The sequence below is a fragment of the Deinococcus sp. Leaf326 genome (assembly GCF_001424185.1).
In the GTDB taxonomy this organism is placed as follows: Bacteria; Deinococcota; Deinococci; order Deinococcales; family Deinococcaceae; genus Deinococcus.
Genome location: NZ_LMOM01000001.1, coordinates 558,440 through 578,776 on the forward strand (window position 1 = coordinate 558,440; position 20,337 = coordinate 578,776).

Consider the following 20,337-nt stretch of genomic DNA (forward strand, 5'->3'; position numbering starts at 1 on the left):
CATGGGCTGAACGAATGATAGGGAGACGCGGGGACAACTCGGCACGGGTGAAGAAGATTTAAGGCTCAGGCGCCTGCGTCTGCCGGGCCGCGCACCGGCGTACCCAGTACCGTGCGGCCCCCTAGGTAGGCCTGCAGGGCGGCCGGCACACGGATGGTCCCGTCGGCCTGCTGGTGGTTTTCGAGCAGCGGCACCAGGATGCGCGGCGTGGCGATTCCGGTGTTGTTCAGGGTGTGGGCAAACTGCAATTTGCCGTCCTCGCCGCGGTAACGCAATCCGGTGCGCCGGGCCTGCCAGTCGCCCAGATACGAGCACGAGTGGGTCTCGCGGTACTTCTGCTCGCTGGGAACCCAGGCCTCGAGGTCGTACATGAGAACCTTGCCCACCCCCATGTCGCCCGTGCAGTTCTGAACGACGCGGTAGGGCAGCTCCAGGGCCGCGAGGATGGCCTCAGCGTTGCCCAGGATGGCCGCGAACCACTTCAGGGCCTCGGCCTCGTCGGCGCGCGTGACGACGTACTGTTCTACCTTGCGGAATTCGTGCACGCGGATCAGACCGCGCACGTCGCGCCCCGCCGACCCCGCCTCGCTGCGGAAGGCCGCGCTGATCGCCGCGAAGGCCAGCGGCAGGGTCTCGCCGGCCAGCTGCTCGCCCGCGTACAGGCTGTTGACCGGCACCTCGGCCGTGCCCGCAAGCATCAGGTCGTCGCCCTCGATCTTGTAGACCTGATCCTCGCCGCCGGGAAAGTGGCCCGAGGCCATCAGGGTCTCGGAGCGCACGAGGGCAGTCGTCGAAAGGGGCGTCAGGCCGCGCCCGGCCAGGAAATCCAGGGCGAACATGAGCACGGCCATCTCCAGCAGCGCCGCCTCGCCCTTCAGGAGGTAGCTGCGGCTGCCCGACACCCGCGCCACGCGCTCGGGGTCGCTCCAGCCCTGCCGTTCGAGCAGTTCGACATGGTCCAGTGGCGAAAAGTCGAACTCGCGCGGCGTGCCCTCGCGGCGCAGCTCGACGTTCTCGCTGTCGTCCGCGCCCACCGGCACCGTGTCGTGCGGGATGTTCGGCACGCGCAGCAGCAACTGCCTGAGCTGCTCCTCGTGCGCGCGCAGGGCGGGTTCGAGGGCCTTGAGTTCCTCGCCGAGGTCCTTGCCCTTCTGGATCAGGGCGCCCCTCTCCTCGGGCGTCGCCCGGGGCACGAGCTTGGCATTGGCGTTGCGCTCGGTCTGCATCGCCTCGACGCGCTGCTTGAGCGCCAGGAGGTCGCGGTCCAGACGCAGCAGCTCGTCCAGGTCGAGATTCACGCGCTTGACCTCGATGGCGCGCGCCACCGCGCCGGCGTGTTCACGGATGAATTTCAAGTCGAGCATCAGTCGGTCTCCACGGTCCGGGGTACGCGGATGAACCCGTCCTGGGTTTCGGGGGCCAGGGCGGCGACGACGGCGGGCGCGAAGGTCTCGCCGGGCACGTCGTCCCGCAGCACGTTCACCAGGCTCACGGGGCGCTGCATCTCCTCGGCGCCGCCCGTGTCCACGTCGGCCAGCTGCTCGAAGTAGCCCAGCACGCGGGTCAGGTCCGCTCCCATATCCGCCCGCTCCTGCGGGGTCAGCTGCAGCCGCGCGAGCTGCGCGAGGTGGTCGATCTGGGCCGCGTCAATCATGCCCAGGAGTATAGGGGGCGGGCTGCGGGGCGTGCGGCGGCGGGAACCCGGCGGCGGCGCGGGCCGTAACCGTGATATGCGTCACCTTGCTCTGACCGCCCTGCTCGCCCTCTCGGCCCCGGCACTGGCGCAGACCGCTGCCCCCGCCGCCGCTCCGGCTCCGGCGGCGCAGCGGCAGGTGGCCGAGGACCTGAGCGCCGCCCTGACCCGGCTGTTCTCGGCGCCGAGCCTCCAGACCGAGTGGTTCGCGCCCGACTTTCTGGCGCAGGTGCCGCTGGCGGCCATCGAGGCGCAGTTCGCGCAGCTCCGCGCGGCCTACGGCGCCTTCACGCGGCTGGACACCTCGGGCGAGCAGGCGGTCGCCGTGTACGAACGCGGAGCGCTGCGGGTCACCTCGGCCCGGCTCGACGACCAGGGCCGCCTGACGACCTTCGGGGCGGCGCCCGCGCAGGCCCAGGCCGCGCCCGACCTGACACAGGCCCAGCTCACGCAGGCCGCCGCGCTCCTGACCCGCCTGTTCACGGGCGAACGCTTTGACCCCGCGCTCTTTGCCCCCGACTTTCTGGAGGCCGTGCCGGCCGAGCAACTCGGCGCTTTGCGGGCCGGGCTGACCGCCAGCCTGGGCGCCTTCGTGCGGGCCGAGCCCCGCGGCCAGACCTGGGTCCTGGTCTACGAACGCGGCACGGTGCCGGTGCTGGCTTTCACGGCCGACGCCCAGAGCCGCGTGACCGGCCTGCGGCTGGGGGGCGTAGTGCCCCGGCTCGGCACGCTGGAGGAAGCCCGCGCCGCCTTTGCCACGCTGCCGGGCCAGGTGAGCGTGCTGGTGCAGGAGGCAGGGCGGCCCACCCCCCTGCTCGACCTGAACGCCGGGCGGCTGCTCGCAGTCGGCTCGACCTTCAAACTCGCCATTCTGGGAGAGGTGCAGGCCCAGGTCCGCGCCGGTCGCCTGGGCTGGGACAGCGAGGTGCAGCTCACCGACGCCCTGCGCAGCCTGCCCAGCGGCACCCTTCAGGACGCGCCGGCCGGTCCCTACCGCGTCTCGAACCTCGCCGCGCACATGATCCGTGACAGCGACAACACGGCGACCGACCTGCTGCTGAACGCGGTGGGCCGGGAGGGGGTCGAGGCGCGGCTGGGGCAGCGGGCCATTCCCAGCACGCGCGAGCTGTTCGCCCTGAAGAACCCGGCCAACGCCGAGCTGCTGCGCGCCTACCGCACGGCGGGACTGGACGTGGCCGCCCGCCGCGCGGTGCTGGCGCGGGCGGCCACTGCGCCTCTGCCCGCCCAGGGCTGGGAGACGCCGACTGCCCTGGACGCCGAGTGGTACGTGAACACGGCCCGCCTGTGCCGACTGATGGCCGACGTGGCCGGGCTGGAGGCGACGGGGCTCAACCCCGGCGTGGCGACTCCGGGCGACTTCGCCCGCGCGAGCTTCAAGGGCGGCAGCGAGCCCGGCGTACTCAACCTGACCACCCAGGTCACGACGAAGGGGGGCCGGACCCTGTGCGTCAGCGCCACCTGGAACCGTCCCGAAGCGCTCGACGAGTCCGCCTTCGTGGGGCTGTACGCGGCCACGCTGAACCTGCTGCGGTAATAGGCGGCCTGGGGACTGGGCCATTCCCCTGCAGGGGCGGCCCGGTCCTGTCGGCCACCTGACCGGTTCTGACCGCCCGCTCAGCGCCTCCTCACCGCGCGTCAGCTCCGGGGCGTCAGGGTAGGGGCATGACCCCCAGATTGTTGCTGGCTGCCCTGGTCCTCGGCACGTTGTCTCCCCTGGCCGCCGCACAGACCACCATCTTCAGCATTCCGGCCCTGCCTCCAGGGGCGAGCGTGCCGGCTGTGCCCGCCCCCGCGACTCCCGCGCCCGTTCCGGCTCCTGCGGCTCCCGGCGCGAGCACCCTGCCCACCCCCGGCGTCGTCAACGCCGGGCCTCTGCTCGCCGCACCGCACACGGTCGCCCTGCGCGGCCCCGCCACCGTCCGGGCGGGCGAGGCGACGCTATGGAGTTTCGTGCTGACGAACACCGGCACCGAACCTGTCGAGCTGCAACACGGGGCCTGCGACGTGCGCTTCGAGGTTCTGAACGCGGCGGGCACAGTCGTGCGCCCCGACCCCCAGAACGCCATCTGTACCCTGCAACTCGTCCTCACCGAGGCGGCGCCCGGCGAGACGACCGAAGTGCAGAAGGTGCGCTGGGACGGCCGCGACGGCGAGGGCCGCCCCCTGCCCGCCGGCACCTACACCCTGCGGGCCGTCTTCCGGGGCGCGGGCGTGACCACGGCGCCCGCCAGCCTCAGCGTCACGCTGCGCTGAGCACAGCGGCAGGCGGAGTGCGCCTTTTTGCCGATGCAACCCTGGCCGGAGTCGGGGCGTACTGTAGGGCATGAATGACAAGCTTTCGCCGCTGACCCCGCCCGAGGCGGCGCTCCGGGCGCCCGAAGCCGTACCGGAGGTCCCCGCACAGGAGGCCCCTGAGATGGTGCCGCTTTCGGACGAGGACCGCGCCCGCCTGGACACGATGGCCCGCGCCTTCGCCGAGGACGTGCTCTCGGCTGGGGCACACGGCCCCGAGTTCAAGCGCAAGCTCGACGCCGTGCACGACCTGGGCCTGCCCGAGCAGCGCGCCGCGGCCCAGAGCAGCAACCGCATGCTCGAGCGCCCGCTGCGCGCCACCCGCGCCGGAGCCCTGGCCGAGGGCAGCGAGATCCTGAAGGGACTGACCGACCTGCGCCGCACCGTCGAGGACCTCGACCCCAGCCGCGCGCCCACGCCCCGGCGCCTGTTCGGGATGCTGCCCGGCGCCAAGAAGGTGCAGAACCACCTCGACAAGTACCAGAGCGCGCAGGGGCACCTCAACGGGATCCTGGAGTCGCTATACCGGGGCCAGGACGAGCTGCGGCGCGACAACGCCGTCATCGAGACCGAGAAGGTCCACCTGTGGGAGACGATGCAGAAGCTCCGGCAGTACGCCCACGTCGGCAAGGCCGTGGACGAGGCCCTGACCACGAAACTCTCGCAACTCGCGCAGACCGACCCCGAGAAGGCGCGCATGGTGAGCGAGGAGCTGCTGTTCGCGGTGCGCCAGCGCGTCACCGACCTGCTCACCCAGCTCGCGGTGAGCATCCAGGGCTACCTGGCGCTCGACCTCGTGCGGCGCAACAACCTCGAACTCATCAAGGGCGTGGACCGCGCCACAACCACCACCGTCAGCGCCCTGAAGACCGCCCTGATGGTCTCGCAGGCCCTGGGCACGCAGCAGGCGGTGCTGGGGCAGGTGACGGCCGTGAACGAGACGACCGGCCGCATGATCTCCAGCACGGCCCAGCTGCTGCGCCAGCAGTCCACCGAGATCCAGAAGCAGGCGGGCAGCGCCACGGTGGACCCGCAGATCATCCAGGCGGCCTTCCGCGAGGTGTACGGCGCGCTCGACGCCATCAGCGTGTACCGCCAGCAGGCCCTCGACCGCTTCCGCGACACCATGCAGGTGCTTGACAAGGAGGTCGGCCACGCCCAGATCTACCTCGACCGCGAGCGCCAGCAGGCCGCCAAGGAACTGGCGAAGGATCTGGACGTGACCCAGAAGGGCGACCTGAAGCTCTGAGAGATGGCGGGCCAGTGTGGCCTGTCTTCACGTCTGGGCGGAGCGGTCTGGACCAGCTGAAGGGGCTGAGCGGGGGATGACTCCGCACAGTTCCCGAATGGTTTAGGGAGAGGCCTGCCCAGGAGGCGGGAGAACGCCCCGCTCGGGCTTCAGCCTCCGCGCGCCTCGACCTCGGCCGACTTCTCGCTCCAGCGTTCCATCTGGGTTTCGAGCTGACCTTCGAGGTCGTGCGCGGCCTGCCCCAGCGCGGCGAAGTCGGCGCCCGCGCCGGCCCCGGCCAGGGCGGCGTGGGCCTCTTCCAGCGCGGCCTCCAGCCGGGCGATCTCGGTCTCGATGCCCTCGACCTCGCGCTTGAGATGCCACAGGCCTTTGCCCTTGGGCGCGCTGGCGACCGGCACGGGTACGGGCCTGGGAACCGCCTGCGCCTCCTGCTCGGCCAGGGTGACGTGCTTGGCGCGGTAGTCCTCCCAGCCGGGGTACTCGTAGAAGCGCCCGTCCTCGATGAGCCAGATCCGGTCGGCGAGTTCCTCGATGAAGGCGCGGTCGTGGCTGACCATCATCAGCGTGCCGGTGTAGTTGCCCAGGGCCTCTTCCAGTCCCTCGACCATCTCCATGTCGAGGTGGTTGGTGGGCTCGTCAAGAATGAGGAGATTGCGGTCTTCCTGCGCGAGCTTGAGCAGCGCCAGGCGCGCCCGCTCGCCGCCCGAGAGGATGCGCGCGGGCTTGTCGTGCTGATCGTAGGGAAACAGGAAAGTGCCCAGCAGATCGTGGGCCTGGGGGTCCTTCTGGACATACTCGCGCGCCACGTCGTACAGCGTCTGGTCCGGGTCTACACCGCGCAGGGCCTGGTCGTAGTAGCCCACGCCCACACGCGCGCCGGTCAGGAGGGTGGCGCGCGGGTCGTCGCTGCGCTCCAGGCCCAGCAGGATGCGCAGCAGCGTGGTCTTGCCCGCTCCGTTGCGCCCGATGATCGCCACGCGTTCTCCCCGGCGGATCTGCACGTTCACGTCCTCGAACAGGGTACGGGTGCCCCCCCGGCCGTCGGGCAGGCGGCGGGTGAGGTGCCGGGCGTCAAGCACCACGTCGCCCGACTCTGGCGCGTGGAACACGATGCGGGTGGTGCGCTCCTCGGGCGGCGGCGCGGCGGCGGCGCGGGACTGCATCCGGTCCACGCGGGCCTGCATGGCCTTGGCGCGGCGGGCGAGCTTGCTCATGCCCAGGCCCCAGATCTTCATGCGGTCGGCGCTGGCCTGCAGCGAGGCCACGGCGCGGCTGTCCTGCGCGAACCGGGCGGCCTGCTGGATGGCCTCGGCGTCCAGCGCCTCACGGAAACGGGTGTAGCCGCCCGGATAGACCTTGAGGGTCCCGCCGCGCAGGTAGGCCGTCTCGGTGGTCACGTGGTCGAGAAAGGTCCGGTCGTGGCTGACCACCAGCACCGCGCCGGGGTAGCGGCCCAGGAAGCCCTCGAGCCACTCGACCATCACGATGTCGAGGTGGTTGGTCGGCTCGTCGAGGAGCAGCACGTCGGGGTTCTCTACGAGCAGCGCGGCCAGCCCCAGACGGGTGCGTTCGCCGCCCGAGAGGCCCGTGACCGGGTCGTGTTCGCGGCCCCGGAAACCGAAGGCCAGCATGACCGCCTCTTTGCGGCTGCGGCGCTCGTAGCCGCCCCGGCGGGCGTACTGGTCAAGCAGTTCCTCGTGGCGCAGCACACTCTCGGGGGTGCCGTCGGCCATAGCCCCGGCGGCCTCGTGCAGCTCGGCCTCCAGGCGGTCGAGGTCCTCGAAGGCCGCCTCCAGCACATTGTCAATGGTGGCCCCGGCTGGAAAGGTAGGGTCCTGCTGTAGGGCACGCACCCGGATGCCGGGCGAGCGCTTGAGACTGCCCCCGTCCGGCGCGGTCTGGCCGGTCAGCAACCGGAACAGGGTACTTTTGCCCGCACCGTTGCGGCCCACCAGTCCCACCCGGTCGCCCGGCTGCACCGCGAAGGTCACGTCCGAGAGGACCGTCATCGGGCCGTAATCCTTGGAAACCTCTACCGCAGCGACAAGCACGCCCTGCAGTATACCGGCCTTTTGCTCCAGCACCCCCATCCGGACGCCCCCTGCGGCCCCCCCGAACCCGGTCCACGGAGCCGCAGACGGAAGGGCCGATTTGAGGCTTTTTTCTCGTACACTGACAGCAGTGAGCCGGCCTGCCCTCTCTTCCCTGATGATCCGCCTGACCCTGCTGGCGGCGGGGAGTGTCCTGACGGCGGCGCAGGCCCAGACGACTCCGCAGGGCGGCTCCCGCCTCAGCGTGCAGCAGGCTTCGGGCCGCGTGGAGGTGCTGGCCGGCACCACCTGGCAGGCGCAGACCGCCGCGCCGCTGAGCACCGGGCTGCGCACCGGCACCGGCCGGGCCACACTGGCCTGGGGCACGGGGCGCGTGGTGGTGGGTAGCGCCTCGCGCCTGCGGGTCTATAGCGGCGAGGCCGACCTGCAAGAAGGCCAGTTCCTGCTGCAAGGGCCGGTGGCCGCCTTCGTGCTGGGACGCCACCTCATGATCGGGGGGGCGGGGCGCGTGCGGGTGGACCTCAGCCCCGGCGGCAGCACCCAGCGCCTCGCAGTGCTGGGCGGAGAGGTGCGGGTGTCGGGGGTGGGGCGGGCCTTCACGGTGCCGGCGGGCCAGCAGCTGTCCTTCACCACCTCGCAGCTGACGGCCTTTACCGAGCGCGATCCCTGGTACGACGCGCAGTTCGTGGGGGTCGGCGACGCGCGGGTCGAGGGCCTGCTGGGCCCGGTCGAGCTGCGCCGGACCGACGGCACCCTGCGCGCCGCCGCCCGCCAGGACGACCTGGCCCCCGGCGAGGCGCTGCGCACCGGGGCCGGCGCCTGGGCCGAGATTGGCTTCACGGGGGGCGGCTACCTGCGCCTGACCGAACAGAGCGAGCTGGGCGTGCTGGCCGTCGAGAAGACCTCGCGCGGGCGGGAGGTCACGTTGCAGCTCCGGCGCGGCGTGGCCTGGAACGTCGTGGAGAAGGGCCAGGGCGGTTACCGGATCTCGACCCCGGTGGTGAGCACGTCGGTCCGCGGCACCGTCTTCCGGGTGGACGCTGACGGCCTGGTCAAGGTCTTCGAGGGTGAGGTCGCCCTGACGAGCAGCGGCGACCTCGCCCTGGGCGCCGGAGAGCAGAAACGCCGCGAGCAGGCCGCCCCCGGCGCACTACAGCTTGATGCCACCGACCGTGTCAACCAGGCGCTCGACACCCAGCGCGCCCGGCCCCTGGTCCTGAGCGTCGCGCGGCCAGCGCGCAGCCTGACTGTCATAGACCTGCCCGTCACGGCAACCACGCAGACCACCCTGAGCGCCACCGCGCGTGACCGCCGGGGCCGGATCACGGTGTTGGGCGTCATCCCAGGAGCGGCCGCCGGCCAGTTCACGGTCCGCAGCGCGCTGGACCTGCCGGAGGGCGAGTACCTCGTGCGGGTGCGGGCCGAGCGCTACGGCGCCGTGAAGGTTTGGGCCGCGCGCGTGAGTCTCGACCGCACGCCTCCGCGGGCCACTAGGGTCCAGGCGATCACCGAGGGCCAGGTGCTGCGGCTCAGCGGGCGGACGAGCGATAACTCGGGCGCGGCCCTGACCCTGAACGTCGTGTTCGGCACGGGGACCTCCACCCAGACCGTGACCCGGCGCGTAGAGGGCGACTTCCAGGTGCTGCTTCCTGCCCTGCCCGACGGCACGCCCCTGCGCCTGAGCCTGCAAGACGCGGCCGGAAACATCACCGATGTCCCGCTTCCCTGAGCGCTCGCTGCGCCGCTTCACGCTGCCGCTGGCGGCGGTCCTGGGCGCGGGCGTCCTGCTGGTCTTTCCGCTCAATCCCCGGCTGGAAAACACGCTGAACCAGCTGCTGCCCTCTCGCCCCAGTCCGGCGCTGGTGGTGGTGGGCATAGACGACGCCAGCCTGCGCGACTACGGCCGCCCCGACGTGTGGCCGCGCGAACTGTACGCCCAGGTGCTGCGGACCCTGGGCGAGGCGGGCGTGCGGGTCGTGGGGCTGGACGTGCTGCTTTCGGGGGCGAGCTCTGGGACGGACGCCGCCCTCTCGCCTCTGTTCAGTACACCCCGCCTGGTGCTGGCCACCTCGCCCGGTGAGGCGGGTGAGCCGCCGCAGCCCGGCTGGCGCTCGCCCACCGGGGTCAGCGTCCTGAACCGCTCGGCGGGGGGGGTGGCGCGCAGTGTCCAGACCGCCTACGAACTCGAAGGGCCGGGCGGAGACCGCCGACTGGTGCCGAGTTTCGCCGGGCAGATCGCGCGGCTGGCGGGCGGGACCGTGCCTACCGACACGGCGCCGCGCCTGTTGCGCTACGTGCCGCCGGGCGCCCTGGAAGCCGTGACCCTGTCCTTCCGGGACGTGGTGAACGGCAACGTACGGTTTGCCGAGCTGCAGGACAAGGTGGTCCTCATCGGCCTGACGGCCAGCGGCTTCAGCGGCCTGACCTCGCCCGACCTCGACGGCTCGCAGGTCTCGGGGACGTACCTTCAGGCGCGCGCGGTGTCGTCGCTGCTCGCGCCTCCGCTGACCCGGCCGCCCCTGTGGCTGATGGCGGCGCTAGGGGCCCTCCTGGCCACCGTGACGGTGTGGCTGCGCGGGCTGTGGGGCTTCGGGGCCGCCGCCCTCGCGCTGGGGCTCGCGGTGCTGGGCTGGCTGGTGAACCTCGTGCTGCCGGGCGTGTCGCTCTCGCTCGCGGCGCTGGTCGGCGTGGGGCTGGTGGCCGCCGAACGCTGGTGGCAGCTGCGCGGGCTGGGCACCCAGGACGGCCTGACCGGCGTGGGCAACCGCCTGGCCTTCACGCGCGCGGTCGAGCACCGCTGGCACAGCCGCCAGGACCGCCCCATGAGCCTGATGCTCATTGATCTCGACGGCCTGCGGCAGGTCAACCAGCGGTACGGCCACCTCGCGGGCGACACCCTGCTGCGCGACCTCGCCGGCCGACTTCAGAAACTGCGTCGCCGGGGCGATATCGTCTTCCGGTGGGGGCCCGACGAGTTCGCCGTATTGCTCGATCAGGTCGGTCCCCAGGAACTGCCGGCGCTCACGGACCACTTCCAGCGCAACCTGGGTGACCTGCGGGCCCACGACCTGCGGGTGCAGGCCAACATCGGGGCCGCCTCGACCTCTGCCGACGTCCTGACACCGAGCGAGCTGATCGAGGCCGCCAGCCGCAGCCGCTACCGCATGAAATACCGGCGCGGTCAGACCGACACCCGGAACTGAACACGCGGCGGGCGGGGCCGACAACTCCCGGCCCCGCCCGCCGCGTGTTCTCCTGGCCTCAGCGGCCAGCCAGCACGCGCCAGATGTCGGGGTTCGCGCCCCAGCCGTACCAGAGGTTGGGCAGGATGCCCAGCACCGTGACGCCCACGAGACACACGGCCAGGGCCAGCGTGGTCGCCGGGCGCTGACCGTGGGCATACTCGCGCGCGGGGGTGCGGTCAGGCATGAACAGCAGCATGCCGGGGCGCAGGTAGTACACGAGCGCCGCCACACTGCTCAGGGCCGCCAGGATGCTCAGGCCCACGTAGCCGTTCTGGAAGGCGGCCTGAAACGCGAGGTACTTGCCGAAAAAGCCCGCGAAGGGCGGCAGGCCCGCCAGCGAGGCGAGGCATACCGCCAGCGCCACCGCGTAGGCCGGGTGGCGGTGATACAGCCCGCGCAGGTCGCTGATCTCCATGCCTTCCTCGCCGCGTTGCAGCGCCGCGACAATGGCCAGGGCGGCGGCCGTCATGAAGGTGTAGACGAGCAGGTAGTAGCTCAGGGCCGCGCCGCCCAGGTCCGGCTGCCCCAGCAGGGTCAGGGCCAGGAACCCGGTGTGGGCCACCGCCGAGTACGCCAGCATCCGCTTGAAGTTCGTCTGGAACAGCGCCGCGAGGTTGCCGACGATGAGGGTTGCGGCGGTCAGGACCTGCAGGACCGGCTGCCAGCCGGGCGCGTCGGCCAGCGCGCCCCCGAAGACGCGCAGCAGCCCCGCGAAGGCCGCCACCTTGACCACCGTGCTCAGGAACAGGCTGACGCTGGTGGGCGCGCCGCCGTACACGTCGGGCGTCCACTGGTGGAAGGGCGCGAGGGCCACCTTGAACCCGAAGCCCGCGAGCAGCAGCAGGGCGCCGGCCACCAGAATGCCCAGGTTGGCCGGGGTCAGGCCGCTGGCGCGCTCGGCGATGCCCGCGTAGCTCAGGCTGCCAGTCGCGCCGTACAGGAAGGCGATGCCGTAGATGAGGGTGGCGCTGCCCACCGCGCCCAGCAGGAAATATTTGAGGCCCGCCTCCTCGGCGCGGCGCGACTGTTGCAGGGTCGCCAGGACGTACCCCGACAGGCTCATGATCTCCAGCCCGATAAGCATGACGATCAGGTCGCCCGAGAAGGCGATGAGCAGGCAGCCCGTGACCGCGTACATGAGCATCGCGTCGAACTCGGGAAAGCTGACGCGGGCGCGGTAGGCCGTGTCCAGCGACACGAGCAGCGTCAGGGCGCTGCCGACCAGGATGGTCAGGCCCAGCAGCAGCGCGGCGTTGTCGGCCCGCAAGCCCCCCGCGAAGGCGGACTCGCCGCTGTTCCAGAGCGTGACCATGGCAGCGCCTGAGAGCACGAGTGCCACGAGATTGACGAAGGTCAGGGTGCGCCGGGGCAGCCAGAAACCCAGCAGTGTGCTGGACAGCGCCCCCGCCAGCACGATGAGGATGGGCAGCAGCGGCGCGAGGGCGACGTCGGGAACGGTGAGCATCAGTTGCCTCCGATGGCGCTCAGGACCCCGCGCACCGCCGGTTGGATGAGATTCAGGGCCGGGGCCGAGTACACCCCGAAGAACAGGGCGGCCGCCAGGGGCAGTGCCAGCACCGGCCACTCGGCGCCGCGCAGGTCGCGGACCTTCACCGCGCCGTCTGGACGCCCACCCCAGAAGGTCGTCTGGAAGGCGTTCAGGGCGTAGGCGGCGGCGGCAATGGTGGTCAGGCCCGCCACGAAGGCCAGCCAGGGCGATACCTGATAGGTGCCCAGCAGCACGCTGAATTCGCCGACGAAGCCCGCCATGCCCGGCACGGCGATGGACGCGAACCACAGCGCCATCGTGAGGCCGCCGAGCGCGCCCGCCTGCGTCATCACTCCGCCGACGCGGGTGTCCAGGCTGCCGACCCGCTCCTGAAGCATCCCCACGCCCAGGAACAGCGCCCCGGTATACAGGTTCTGGAAGGCCAGCAGGTACATCGCGCCGATCACGGCCGTCTCGTTCATGGAAAAGACGCCCAGCGCCACGAAGCCCATGTGCGAGAGCCCCGCGTAGGCCAGCAGCCGTTTCCAGTCGGTCTGCCGGAAGGCGATCCAGGCGGCGTACAGCGCCGTGAAGGCGGCGAGCCCCATCAGGATGGGGCGCAGTTCGAGCGAGGCGTCCGGGAACAGCGGCAGCGCGAAGGTGAACAGGCCGTAGCCGCCCACCTTGTAGAGGGTGCCCATCACGTCCGGCACGCCGCTGGCATGGTTCTGCTCGTGAAAGTCGGGCAGCCAGGCGTGCATGGGCCACAGCGGCAGCTTGACCGCCATCGCGGCCAGGAAGCCCAAGTACAACCAGGTCTGCGCCGGCCCCGTGACCGGGTGCTGCAGCAGGTCGGCCAGCGCGAAGGTCGGGCTGCCCCCCAGCCACTTGACCCCGATGATCGAGAGCAACATCATCAGACTGCCCAGCAGCGTGTAGGCCGCGAACTTGACCAGTGCCCGCATCCGCGACGGCCCGCCGAACATGGCGAGCATGAGGAGGGCCGGCAGCAGCGCGTCCTCGAAGAACACGTAGAACAGCACGAGGTCGCGCGCCGCGAAGATGCCCAGCAGCCCGGTCTCCATGCTCAGGACCAGGGCGAGCATCACCGCCGGGTTCTCGACCCGCTGGCGCCCGTACAGCACGGCCACGAAGGTCATGAAGGCGGTCACGAGGGCCAGCACCAGGCTCACGCCCGAGAGCTGTACCGAGTAGGTGATGCCCAGTGCCTCCACCCACGGCACGCTGAACAGACCCGTGCCGCCCGAGGCCCACAGCGCGACCCCCAGCCCCAGCGTGAGCAGCGAGACCGCCACCGCCACCTCGTCGCGCCACTGGCGGGGAAAGAGGCCCATGAGCAGCGAGCCGAGCAGCGGCAGGAAGATGAACAGGTGAATCATGATGCGCTCCTGGGGGCGGGCGGCGTGCTCACTGCCCCCCCATCCCGATCGTCCGAATGGCCCAGTACCCGATGATCAGGGCCGTGCCGAGCAACATGCTCACGGCGTAGGCGCGCACGAAGCCGCTCTGCCACAGCGTGAACAGACCGCCGGGGGCCGCGACGTTGCGGGCCACCCCGCTCAGGGCGCCGTCTACGCCCCGGTCAGCCACGTCCAGCGCCCCGGCAACCGCGCGCCCTGGTACGGCCAGCAGCGTGTCGTACACGGTGTCCAGGTACAGGCCACGCGTGCTCGCCTGCCCCAGAGGGCCGTCGGCCAGCGCGCCGCGGCGGTGCCAGGCCCAGGCCCAGGCCAGCCCGCCCACCCCGGCAAGCACCGCGAGCAGGGTGAGCAGCCACTCGGTGCTCGCCGCGATCTCATGAGGGTGCAGCGGAATGGCGCGGCCCAGGTACGTGTCGAAGGCGTGGCCCCCACCCAGAAAGCTCGGAATGTTCAGAAAGCCGGCCAGCGTGGCGAACGCGGCCAGGATGCCCAGCGGCACCTTCATTAGCGTGTCGGCGTCGTGAACGTGCGCCACCTGGCCCCGGTACTCGCCGCGCCACACCAGGAAGTACCAGCGGCCCATGTAGAAGGCCGTGAGCAGCGCGACCCCCAGTCCGATCACGTACAGTGCCGGGCTCTGGGTGTAGGCAGCGGCCAGGATGGCGTCCTTGGAGAAGAAGCCGCTCCAGATGGGAATGCCCGCGATCGCCAGCACGCCCGCTGCCGAGACGAGGTGCGTGAACGGCATGGTTTTGCGCAGACCACCCATCGCCCGCACGTCCTGTTCCTCGTGCAGCGCGTGGATCACGGCCCCAGCAGCCAGGAACAGCAGCGCCTTGAAGAACGCGTGCGTGAGCAGATGGAAGACCCCGGCCGAGTAGGCGTGCAGCCCCACCGCCATGAACATGTACCCGAGCTGCGAAACGGTCGAGTACGCCAGGATCTTCTTGATGTCGTGCTGGTTCAGGGCCGACAGGGCGCCGTACAGCGCGGTCAGGCCGCCCACCCAGGCCACCCACAGCGAGGCGCTCGGCGCGAGGTCGTACAGGAAGTGACTGCGCGCCACGAGGTACACGCCCGCCGTGACCATCGTGGCCGCGTGAATCAGGGCCGAGACCGGCGTGGGGCCGGCCATCGCGTCGGGCAGCCAGGTCGTCAGGGGCAGCTGCCCCGACTTGCCGACCGCGCCGACGAGCAGGAACAGGCAGGCGAGTTCGATGCCCGCCTGCGCGACCGAAAAATTCTCGACCCGTTCGGCCAGCTCGGGGATGCTGAGGGTGCCGTAGAGCTTGAACAGCAGGAACATTCCCAGCATGAAGCCGAGATCGCCGATGCGGTTCATCAGGAAGGCCTTGCGCGCGGCGTTCGAGTTGGCGATGCCTTCGCGGCCGCTCGCCTCACGCACGTCGCGGCCGCTCGCCTCGGAGCCGCGCCCCGAGAACCAGAAGCCGATGAGCAGGAACGACGCCACGCCCACGCCTTCCCAGCCCACGAACATCAGCGGGTACGAGTCGGCCAGCACGAGCACGAGCATCATCGCCACGAAGAAGTTCAGGAAGGCGAAAAACCGCGTGAACTGCCGGTCGTGGCCCATGTAGCTCAGCGAATAGACGTGAATGAGAAAGCCCACCCCGGTGATGATCAGGGTCATGAGGGCCGAGAGCTGGTCGAGGTAGAAGCCGACCGCGAGATTCACGGCTGTGGGATTGCCGGCAGCGCCTCCCTCACCCAGCGCCATGTTGGGCAGCCAGCTCCACAGCACCTCATGGGCCGCGGACCCGCCCTGACCCAGAAAGCGCGTGAGGGCCACGCCGAAGCTCAGGAGGACGGCGGCGCTCGCCAGCAGCCCGCCCGAGCGGCCCGGAAACAGCCGGGGCAACAGCATGAGCAGTGCGAAACCCAGCAGCGGAAAGAGCGGCATCAGATACAGGGGCATAGCCACCTCAACCTTTCAGGGCGGCCAGCTCGTCCACGTTGGTGGTCTCGCGGCGGCGGAAGATGGAAACGATGATCGCCAGACCGATGGCGACCTCGGCGGCGGCCAGGGTCATCACGATGAACACGGCCGTCTGCCCGGTCAGGTCGCCCCAGGACCGCGCGAAGGCCACCAGCGAGAGGTTCGCGGCATTGAGCATGAGCTCCACGCTGAGAAACACCATGATGGCTGTGCGCCGGGTCAGCACGCCGATCATGCCCAGCGCGAACAGGATGCCCGAGAGGGCCAGGTAATAGGTGGTCGGGACCATCAGGCGCGCACCTCCTCGGCAAAGTCGGGGTGGGCCGGCGAGGCGTCCGGCACGGGGTCGGGCTGCGGCGCGGGCCGCTGCACCAGGGCCACCGAGCCCACGATGGCGACCAGTAGCAGGATGCTGACCGCCTCGAAGGGCAGCAGGAACCGCGTGAGCAGCGTCTCGCCGACGGCCCCCGCCGCGCCGCCGCGCAGGGCCGCCGCACTTTCGGCCAGCGGGCGCGGGTCGCGGTACGAGAAGGCCAGCACCACGAAGGCCCCTGCCAGCAGCGTGCCCCCGATGCCCGCCAGTTCGCGCACGAAGGGCACCGGGTCGCGGCCCTTTATGGGCTGGGTGGCCCCCAGCAGCATGATCACGAACAGGAACAGCACCATGACGGCCCCCGCGTACACGATGACCTGGGTAGCCGCCAGAAAGGACGCGTTGAGGGTGGCGAACAGCCCCGCCACGCACAGCAGCGTGCCGACCAGCCCGAGCGCGGCGTGGACGGCGTTGCGCGCCGCGATGGTGATGACCCCGCCGACCAGCGTCAGCGCGCCCAGCAGAATGAAGGCGAGCATCATGACGGGTACTTCACCCCCTCCAGCTCGGGGCGGGGGCCGCCCTCGACCGTGAAGCCCACGCGCACCGGCTGGCCCTTACGCGCGGCTTCGCGGCGCTGCGGAATGCTGCCCTGCACGCCCACGAGCATGTCGTCCTTGCCGTACACGAAGTCGCGGTAGCGGTAGTCGGCCATCTCGAACTCGTTGCCCATGACGACCGCGCCGGTTGGGCAGGCCTCCTCGCACATGCCGCAGAAGATGCAGCGCAGCATGTTGATCTCGTAGACCTTGGCGTAGCGCTCGCCGGGGCTGTGCGGGTGGGCTGGGTCGTTCTCGGCGGCTTCCACGTAGATCGCGTAGGCGGGGCAGGCGGCGGCGCACAGCGAGCACCCGATGCACTTTTCCAGGCCGGGTTCGCCGGGCACCATCGAGGGGTGCCGGGTCAGGATGTGCCGCCCCCGGAACCGCGGCTGGAGGGTCGCGCGCTGCTCGGGGTAACTCACGGTCACGGGGCGGGAAAACAGCTTGCCCAGCGTCAGGCCCATGCCCTTGGCGATGTCGAGGACGCCCATTCAGAATCTCCTTTGCACTGCGCAGAAACGGTCCATCAGTCCCCTCCGGCCGGACGCTGGACTGGCCGGGGCCGCGTGTCGCCGCTGCCGGGATGCACGGCGGGCACGTTCCATAGCGCGCGCACGCGGTCGCTGAACACGAACAGCACGGCCAGGGCCACCAGACTCAGGACGCCCAGGGTCCACAGGCCCCAGCCCGCCGGACGTAGGAAGGCGAGGTAGAACGCCACCAGGATGGTGTTGCCCAGCGCCAGCGGCAGCACGAGCTTCCAGCCCAGGCGCATGAGCTGGTCGTAACGCAACCGGGGCAGCGTGGCGCGGATCCAGATGAAGACGAACAGGAAGAAGGCGATCTTGAGCACGAGCCAGACGAGCGGCCAGTCGGCGATGCCGGGAATGAGGCCGTCCAGGAAGGCCGGGCCGCGCCAGCCGCCGAAAAAGAGGGTCGCCATCAGCGCCGAGGCGGTGATCATGTTGACGTACTCGGCCATCTGGAAGAGCGCCCACTTGATCGCCGAATATTCGGTGAGGTAGCCCGCGACGAGTTCCTGCTCGGCCTCGGGCAGGTCGAAGGGCGTGCGGTTGACCTCCGCGAAGCTGCTCAGGATGAACAGGGCGAAGGCGAAGACCTGCACCACCACTGTCCAGCTGTTGGCGGCCTGCCAGCCCACGATGTCCAGCAGGTTGGTGCTGCCGACCAGCATGAGGAGCCCCAGCACGCTCAGGCCCATGCCGAGTTCGTAGCTGATCATCTGCGCGCTGCTGCGCAGGGCCCCCAGCACCGGGTACTTGCTCCCCGAGGCCCAGCCGCCCAGAAAGATGCCGTACACGCCCACACTGGTCAGGGCCAGCAGGGCCAGCAGCCCCGCGTCGAGGTTGTAGACCCAGGGGTTCTCGCCGAACAGGCTGCGCGGCGGCCCGGCCGGAATGCCCCCGAAGGCAGTGAGGGCCATGCCGATGGCGATGATGGGCGCCAGGGTATAGACCAGCTTGTCGGACCCGCTGACGACGAGGTCTTCTTTGAAGATGCTCTTGATGGCGTCGGCCAGCGGTTGCAGCAGCCCCATCGGTCCAACCCGGTTGGGGCCGAGGCGAATCTGCATACGGGCGAGCAGTCGCCGCTCAATGAGGGTCATGTACGCGAAGGTGGTGAGCAGGGCCAGGGCGACCAGCACCCCCTTGAGCACCGTGATGAGCAGGGCAGCGAGCCAGTCGGGCATCAGTCGTCACCTCCCAGGGCGGTAGGGCGCCCAGGCATGGGCCGGTCGGCAGCCGGCGGGGCGGCGAGCATGGGCAGCTCGGTCAGGCCCGCCCAGGCGGGTTGCGGCGCCCAGGCGGCGTCCACCATGCCCTCGCGCCACAGCTGGGGCGTATGGCTCAGGCCACCGGTCGGGGCGACGAAGTGGCCAGGACGGCCCAGCACCTCGCCAGGCACCGGCACCGCACCCATCTCCTGCGCGAGTCTGGCGTGCGCCGACTTCAGGCCGCGCACGCCCGTGCGCACACCCAGCGCCTCGGCGACCGCGCCCAGGGCACGGATGAGGTCAGCGGCCTCGCCCGACAGGACGGCAGCAGGTTCCAGCGCCAGCGCGCGGCCCTCGATGTTCACGACCGTTCCACGCTTCTCATAGCCGGTCACGGCCGGCAGCACCACGTCGGCCTGCCGGGCCGTGGCCGTGAGGTGCGTATCGTGGACGACCATGAAGCCGCGTGCCCGGCCCGGCAGCCCCGCCGACACCGGGTCCAGACGGCTCAGGAAGGCCGCGCCCGCCCCGGACAGATTCGCGTAGCCCAGGGCGCCGGAACGCGGCACGAGGGGCAGGTGCGCGAGGCCCGCGCTGTTGGCCGCCGCCGCGAGGGGCAGCACCTTCGCCCCGGTGCGTAGCGCGAGGTCGCCCAGATTGGCTGCGAAGGTGCCGGACGGGTCGTTCAGCACGTCGGCTCCCAGTACGAGCACGGGCCGCTCGGCGCCCTCCAGCAGCGCCAGGGCGGCGCGCCAGTCCTCGCCCTCGCCCGCGATCAGGCGTTCAAGCAGGCGGCCCTGTGCATTGGTGGTCTGGGCCCCGGTGACCTGGGCCTCAATGGTCAGCCCGGCGTGCTCCCACAGGCGTGACGGGCGGCCGATGACGGCCAGCTTATCGGGTTTGCGGGCCGGGCGCTCGACCAGGCGCAGGTCGGCGATGGCCGTGCCGTGCGCGAATTCGGGCGGAATCAGGCCGCCGCGCAGCATCTCCAGGATGCGCAGTTCGGCGACTGGGGCCTCCTCGCCCAGATCGGCGCCCAGCACGACCACCGCGTCGGCGGTCGCCAGATCGGTCAGGGTGGCGGCCGGGGCCGTGACCGCCTCGGGATAGCGCGGCCAGTGGTCCACGTTGCGGCTGCCGATCGCGCCTGCCAGGGCCAGCAGCGCGGCGCCCTCCTCCAGCGTGCTGTCGGCGTGCAGGAACAGCGCGAGGTCGGCGGGCGCCGTGCCCGCGAAGCCCCGGCGCATCGCCGCCACGGCGTCGTCCCAGCTCGCCTCTTGCAGTTCGCCCTCGACGCGCACGAGCGGCCGGGTCAGGCGCCCCTGCGACGCGAAGACGTGCCCGAAGCGGCCCGCATCGCAGATCCACGCCTCATTCACGTCGCGGTTCTCGCGGGCGACCACGCGCTCCAGCCGGCCGCTGCGGGCGTCGGCGGTGATCGAGCAGCCCACCGGGCACAGCGTGCAGGTGGTGGCCGCGTGGTCGTATTCCCAGTTGCGGCCCCGGAAGCGCGCCACGTTGTCGAGCAGCGCCCCCACCGGGCAGATGTCGGCGATGTTGCCCTGAAAGCCCACCGGCAGCCCGCCCTCCTCGGTGTCGATGAAGGTATGCCCGCCGCGCTCGATGAAGTCCAGCACCTCCTGGCCCGGCACCTCCTCGAAGTAGCGCACGCAGCGCTTGCAGTGGATGCAGCGTTCCTGGTCGAGGATGATGAAGTCCGAGAGCGGGTAGTGCTTGTCGGCGTGGCGGCGGTCGAAGCCGAAGCGGCTCGCGCCGTAGCCGTATTCGAAGGCGCGGTCCTGCAACTCGCACGCGCCGCCCTTGTCGCAGGTCGGGCAGTCGAGCGGGTGGTTGAGCAGCGTGAATTCCATCATGCCGGCCTGCGCCTTGGCGACCACTTCCGAGGTGCCGGCAGTCTTGATGTGCATGCCCTCGGTGGCCTGCATGGTGCAGGCGGCCATCGGCTTGGGGAACCAGAAGATCTTGGGCTGGCCCGTCGCCTCATCCAGCTCCAGTTGCCCGTCCTTGCCCTTGCGCGGGCTGCCCGACTCGACGAGGCACATGCGGCACGCCCCCACCGGCGAGAGGTACGAATGCGCGCAGAAATAGGGCACGTCCCGGCCCGCGGCGAACACGGCGTCTATGCCGGACGTGCCTGCGGGGAGGTCGAGTTCGGTGCCGTCAACGGTGACTTTCACTGGGGGCCTCCAGGGCAGGAAAACGGGTGGCCGGCGGCGCGGCGCGTGCC

At 70.9% G+C, this 20,337-nt stretch carries 16 protein-coding genes; 5 read left to right on the top strand and 11 right to left on the bottom strand.

Annotated features, from left to right (window positions below):
• Positions 1-65: 65 nt before the first annotated feature.
• Both serS and gatC read right to left on the bottom strand, forming a co-directional pair.
• Positions 66-1,364 (bottom strand): serine--tRNA ligase, encoded by a 1,299-nt coding sequence (gene serS / locus ASF71_RS02785; RefSeq protein ID WP_056294446.1) that lies wholly within the window; start codon positions 1,362-1,364, stop codon positions 66-68.
• Positions 1,364-1,654, bottom strand: a complete 291-nt coding sequence (gene gatC / locus ASF71_RS02790; RefSeq protein WP_056294449.1) for an Asp-tRNA(Asn)/Glu-tRNA(Gln) amidotransferase subunit GatC — start codon at positions 1,652-1,654, stop codon at positions 1,364-1,366. Before gatC ends, serS begins: the two co-directional genes overlap by 1 nt.
• Positions 1,655-1,730: 76 nt before the next feature.
• Here gatC and ASF71_RS02795 point away from each other — a divergent pair, with 76 nt between their 5' ends.
• The 3 genes from ASF71_RS02795 (at position 1,731) to ASF71_RS02805 (ending at position 5,255) form a co-directional block, all read left to right on the top strand.
• Positions 1,731-3,248 (top strand): serine hydrolase, encoded by a 1,518-nt coding sequence (locus ASF71_RS02795; RefSeq protein ID WP_056295177.1) that lies wholly within the window; start codon positions 1,731-1,733, stop codon positions 3,246-3,248.
• Positions 3,249-3,376: 128 nt separating this feature from the next.
• Positions 3,377-3,967: a BsuPI-related putative proteinase inhibitor gene (locus ASF71_RS02800; protein WP_056294451.1), complete on the top strand. Its 591-nt coding sequence runs from the start codon at positions 3,377-3,379 to the stop codon at positions 3,965-3,967.
• Positions 3,968-4,037: 70 nt separating this feature from the next.
• Positions 4,038-5,255: a toxic anion resistance protein gene (locus tag ASF71_RS02805; RefSeq protein WP_056294456.1), complete on the top strand. Its 1,218-nt coding sequence runs from the start codon at positions 4,038-4,040 to the stop codon at positions 5,253-5,255.
• Positions 5,256-5,404: 149 nt separating this feature from the next.
• On the opposite strand, the gene abc-f is transcribed toward ASF71_RS02805, so the two are convergent.
• Complete coding sequence (gene abc-f, locus ASF71_RS02810; RefSeq protein WP_056295181.1) at positions 5,405-7,306, bottom strand: ribosomal protection-like ABC-F family protein; 1,902 nt, start codon at positions 7,304-7,306, stop codon at positions 5,405-5,407.
• 130 nt (positions 7,307-7,436) lie between these two features.
• Here abc-f and ASF71_RS02815 point away from each other — a divergent pair, with 130 nt between their 5' ends.
• Together ASF71_RS02815 and ASF71_RS02820 are read left to right on the top strand one after the other, a co-directional pair.
• Positions 7,437-9,035 (top strand): FecR domain-containing protein, encoded by a 1,599-nt coding sequence (locus ASF71_RS02815; RefSeq protein WP_162243071.1) that lies wholly within the window; start codon positions 7,437-7,439, stop codon positions 9,033-9,035.
• Entirely contained in the window at positions 9,019-10,509 is a 1,491-nt protein-coding gene (locus ASF71_RS02820) for a CHASE2 domain-containing protein (RefSeq protein WP_056294461.1), read from the top strand. The genes ASF71_RS02815 and ASF71_RS02820 overlap by 17 nt, the downstream gene beginning before the upstream one ends.
• A gap of 58 nt (positions 10,510-10,567) precedes the next feature.
• Here the strand turns inward: ASF71_RS02820 and ASF71_RS02825 are convergent, their stop codons facing one another.
• The 8 genes from ASF71_RS02825 to nuoG are packed head-to-tail and all read right to left on the bottom strand — an operon-like array spanning position 10,568 to position 20,287.
• Positions 10,568-12,016, bottom strand: coding sequence for an NADH-quinone oxidoreductase subunit N (locus ASF71_RS02825; RefSeq protein WP_056294462.1), 1,449 nt, complete (start codon positions 12,014-12,016; stop codon positions 10,568-10,570).
• Entirely contained in the window at positions 12,016-13,440 is a 1,425-nt protein-coding gene (locus ASF71_RS02830) for an NADH-quinone oxidoreductase subunit M (RefSeq protein ID WP_056294465.1), read from the bottom strand. The genes ASF71_RS02825 and ASF71_RS02830 overlap by 1 nt, the downstream gene beginning before the upstream one ends.
• A gap of 28 nt (positions 13,441-13,468) precedes the next feature.
• Positions 13,469-15,418 (bottom strand): NADH-quinone oxidoreductase subunit L, encoded by a 1,950-nt coding sequence (gene nuoL, locus ASF71_RS02835; protein WP_056294468.1) that lies wholly within the window; start codon positions 15,416-15,418, stop codon positions 13,469-13,471.
• Between the two features lie 7 nt (positions 15,419-15,425).
• Entirely contained in the window at positions 15,426-15,728 is a 303-nt protein-coding gene (nuoK, locus tag ASF71_RS02840) for an NADH-quinone oxidoreductase subunit NuoK (protein ID WP_056294471.1), read from the bottom strand.
• Entirely contained in the window at positions 15,728-16,294 is a 567-nt protein-coding gene (locus ASF71_RS02845) for an NADH-quinone oxidoreductase subunit J (protein WP_056294474.1), read from the bottom strand. Before ASF71_RS02845 ends, nuoK begins: the two co-directional genes overlap by 1 nt.
• Positions 16,291-16,845 carry an NADH-quinone oxidoreductase subunit NuoI gene (gene nuoI / locus ASF71_RS02850; RefSeq protein WP_056294477.1) on the bottom strand — a complete coding sequence of 185 codons (555 nt, stop codon included), beginning with the start codon at positions 16,843-16,845 and terminating at the stop codon, positions 16,291-16,293. Before nuoI ends, ASF71_RS02845 begins: the two co-directional genes overlap by 4 nt.
• Before the next feature lie 35 nt (positions 16,846-16,880).
• Positions 16,881-18,065, bottom strand: coding sequence for an NADH-quinone oxidoreductase subunit NuoH (gene nuoH / locus ASF71_RS02855; protein WP_056294479.1), 1,185 nt, complete (start codon positions 18,063-18,065; stop codon positions 16,881-16,883).
• Positions 18,065-20,287: an NADH-quinone oxidoreductase subunit NuoG gene (gene nuoG / locus ASF71_RS02860; protein WP_056294482.1), complete on the bottom strand. Its 2,223-nt coding sequence runs from the start codon at positions 20,285-20,287 to the stop codon at positions 18,065-18,067. Before nuoG ends, nuoH begins: the two co-directional genes overlap by 1 nt.
• Positions 20,288-20,337: the final 50 nt, after the last annotated feature.

Bases quoted from the DNA above. Each gene is read 5' to 3' on its own strand.
- serS (WP_056294446.1), bottom strand. From the start codon at position 1,364: ATGCTCGACTTGAAATTCATCCGTGAACACGCCGGCGCGGTGGCGCGC.
- gatC (WP_056294449.1), bottom strand. From the start codon at position 1,654: ATGATTGACGCGGCCCAGATCGACCACCTCGCGCAGCTCGCGCGGCTG.
- ASF71_RS02795 (WP_056295177.1), top strand. From the start codon at position 1,731: ATGCGTCACCTTGCTCTGACCGCCCTGCTCGCCCTCTCGGCCCCGGCA.
- ASF71_RS02800 (WP_056294451.1), top strand. From the start codon at position 3,377: ATGACCCCCAGATTGTTGCTGGCTGCCCTGGTCCTCGGCACGTTGTCT.
- ASF71_RS02805 (WP_056294456.1), top strand. From the start codon at position 4,038: ATGAATGACAAGCTTTCGCCGCTGACCCCGCCCGAGGCGGCGCTCCGG.
- ASF71_RS02820 (WP_056294461.1), top strand. From the start codon at position 9,019: ATGTCCCGCTTCCCTGAGCGCTCGCTGCGCCGCTTCACGCTGCCGCTG.
- ASF71_RS02825 (WP_056294462.1), bottom strand. From the start codon at position 12,016: ATGCTCACCGTTCCCGACGTCGCCCTCGCGCCGCTGCTGCCCATCCTC.
- ASF71_RS02830 (WP_056294465.1), bottom strand. From the start codon at position 13,440: ATGATTCACCTGTTCATCTTCCTGCCGCTGCTCGGCTCGCTGCTCATG.
- nuoL (WP_056294468.1), bottom strand. From the start codon at position 15,418: ATGCCCCTGTATCTGATGCCGCTCTTTCCGCTGCTGGGTTTCGCACTG.
- nuoK (WP_056294471.1), bottom strand. From the start codon at position 15,728: ATGGTCCCGACCACCTATTACCTGGCCCTCTCGGGCATCCTGTTCGCG.
- ASF71_RS02845 (WP_056294474.1), bottom strand. From the start codon at position 16,294: ATGATGCTCGCCTTCATTCTGCTGGGCGCGCTGACGCTGGTCGGCGGG.
- nuoI (WP_056294477.1), bottom strand. From the start codon at position 16,845: ATGGGCGTCCTCGACATCGCCAAGGGCATGGGCCTGACGCTGGGCAAG.
- nuoH (WP_056294479.1), bottom strand. From the start codon at position 18,065: ATGCCCGACTGGCTCGCTGCCCTGCTCATCACGGTGCTCAAGGGGGTG.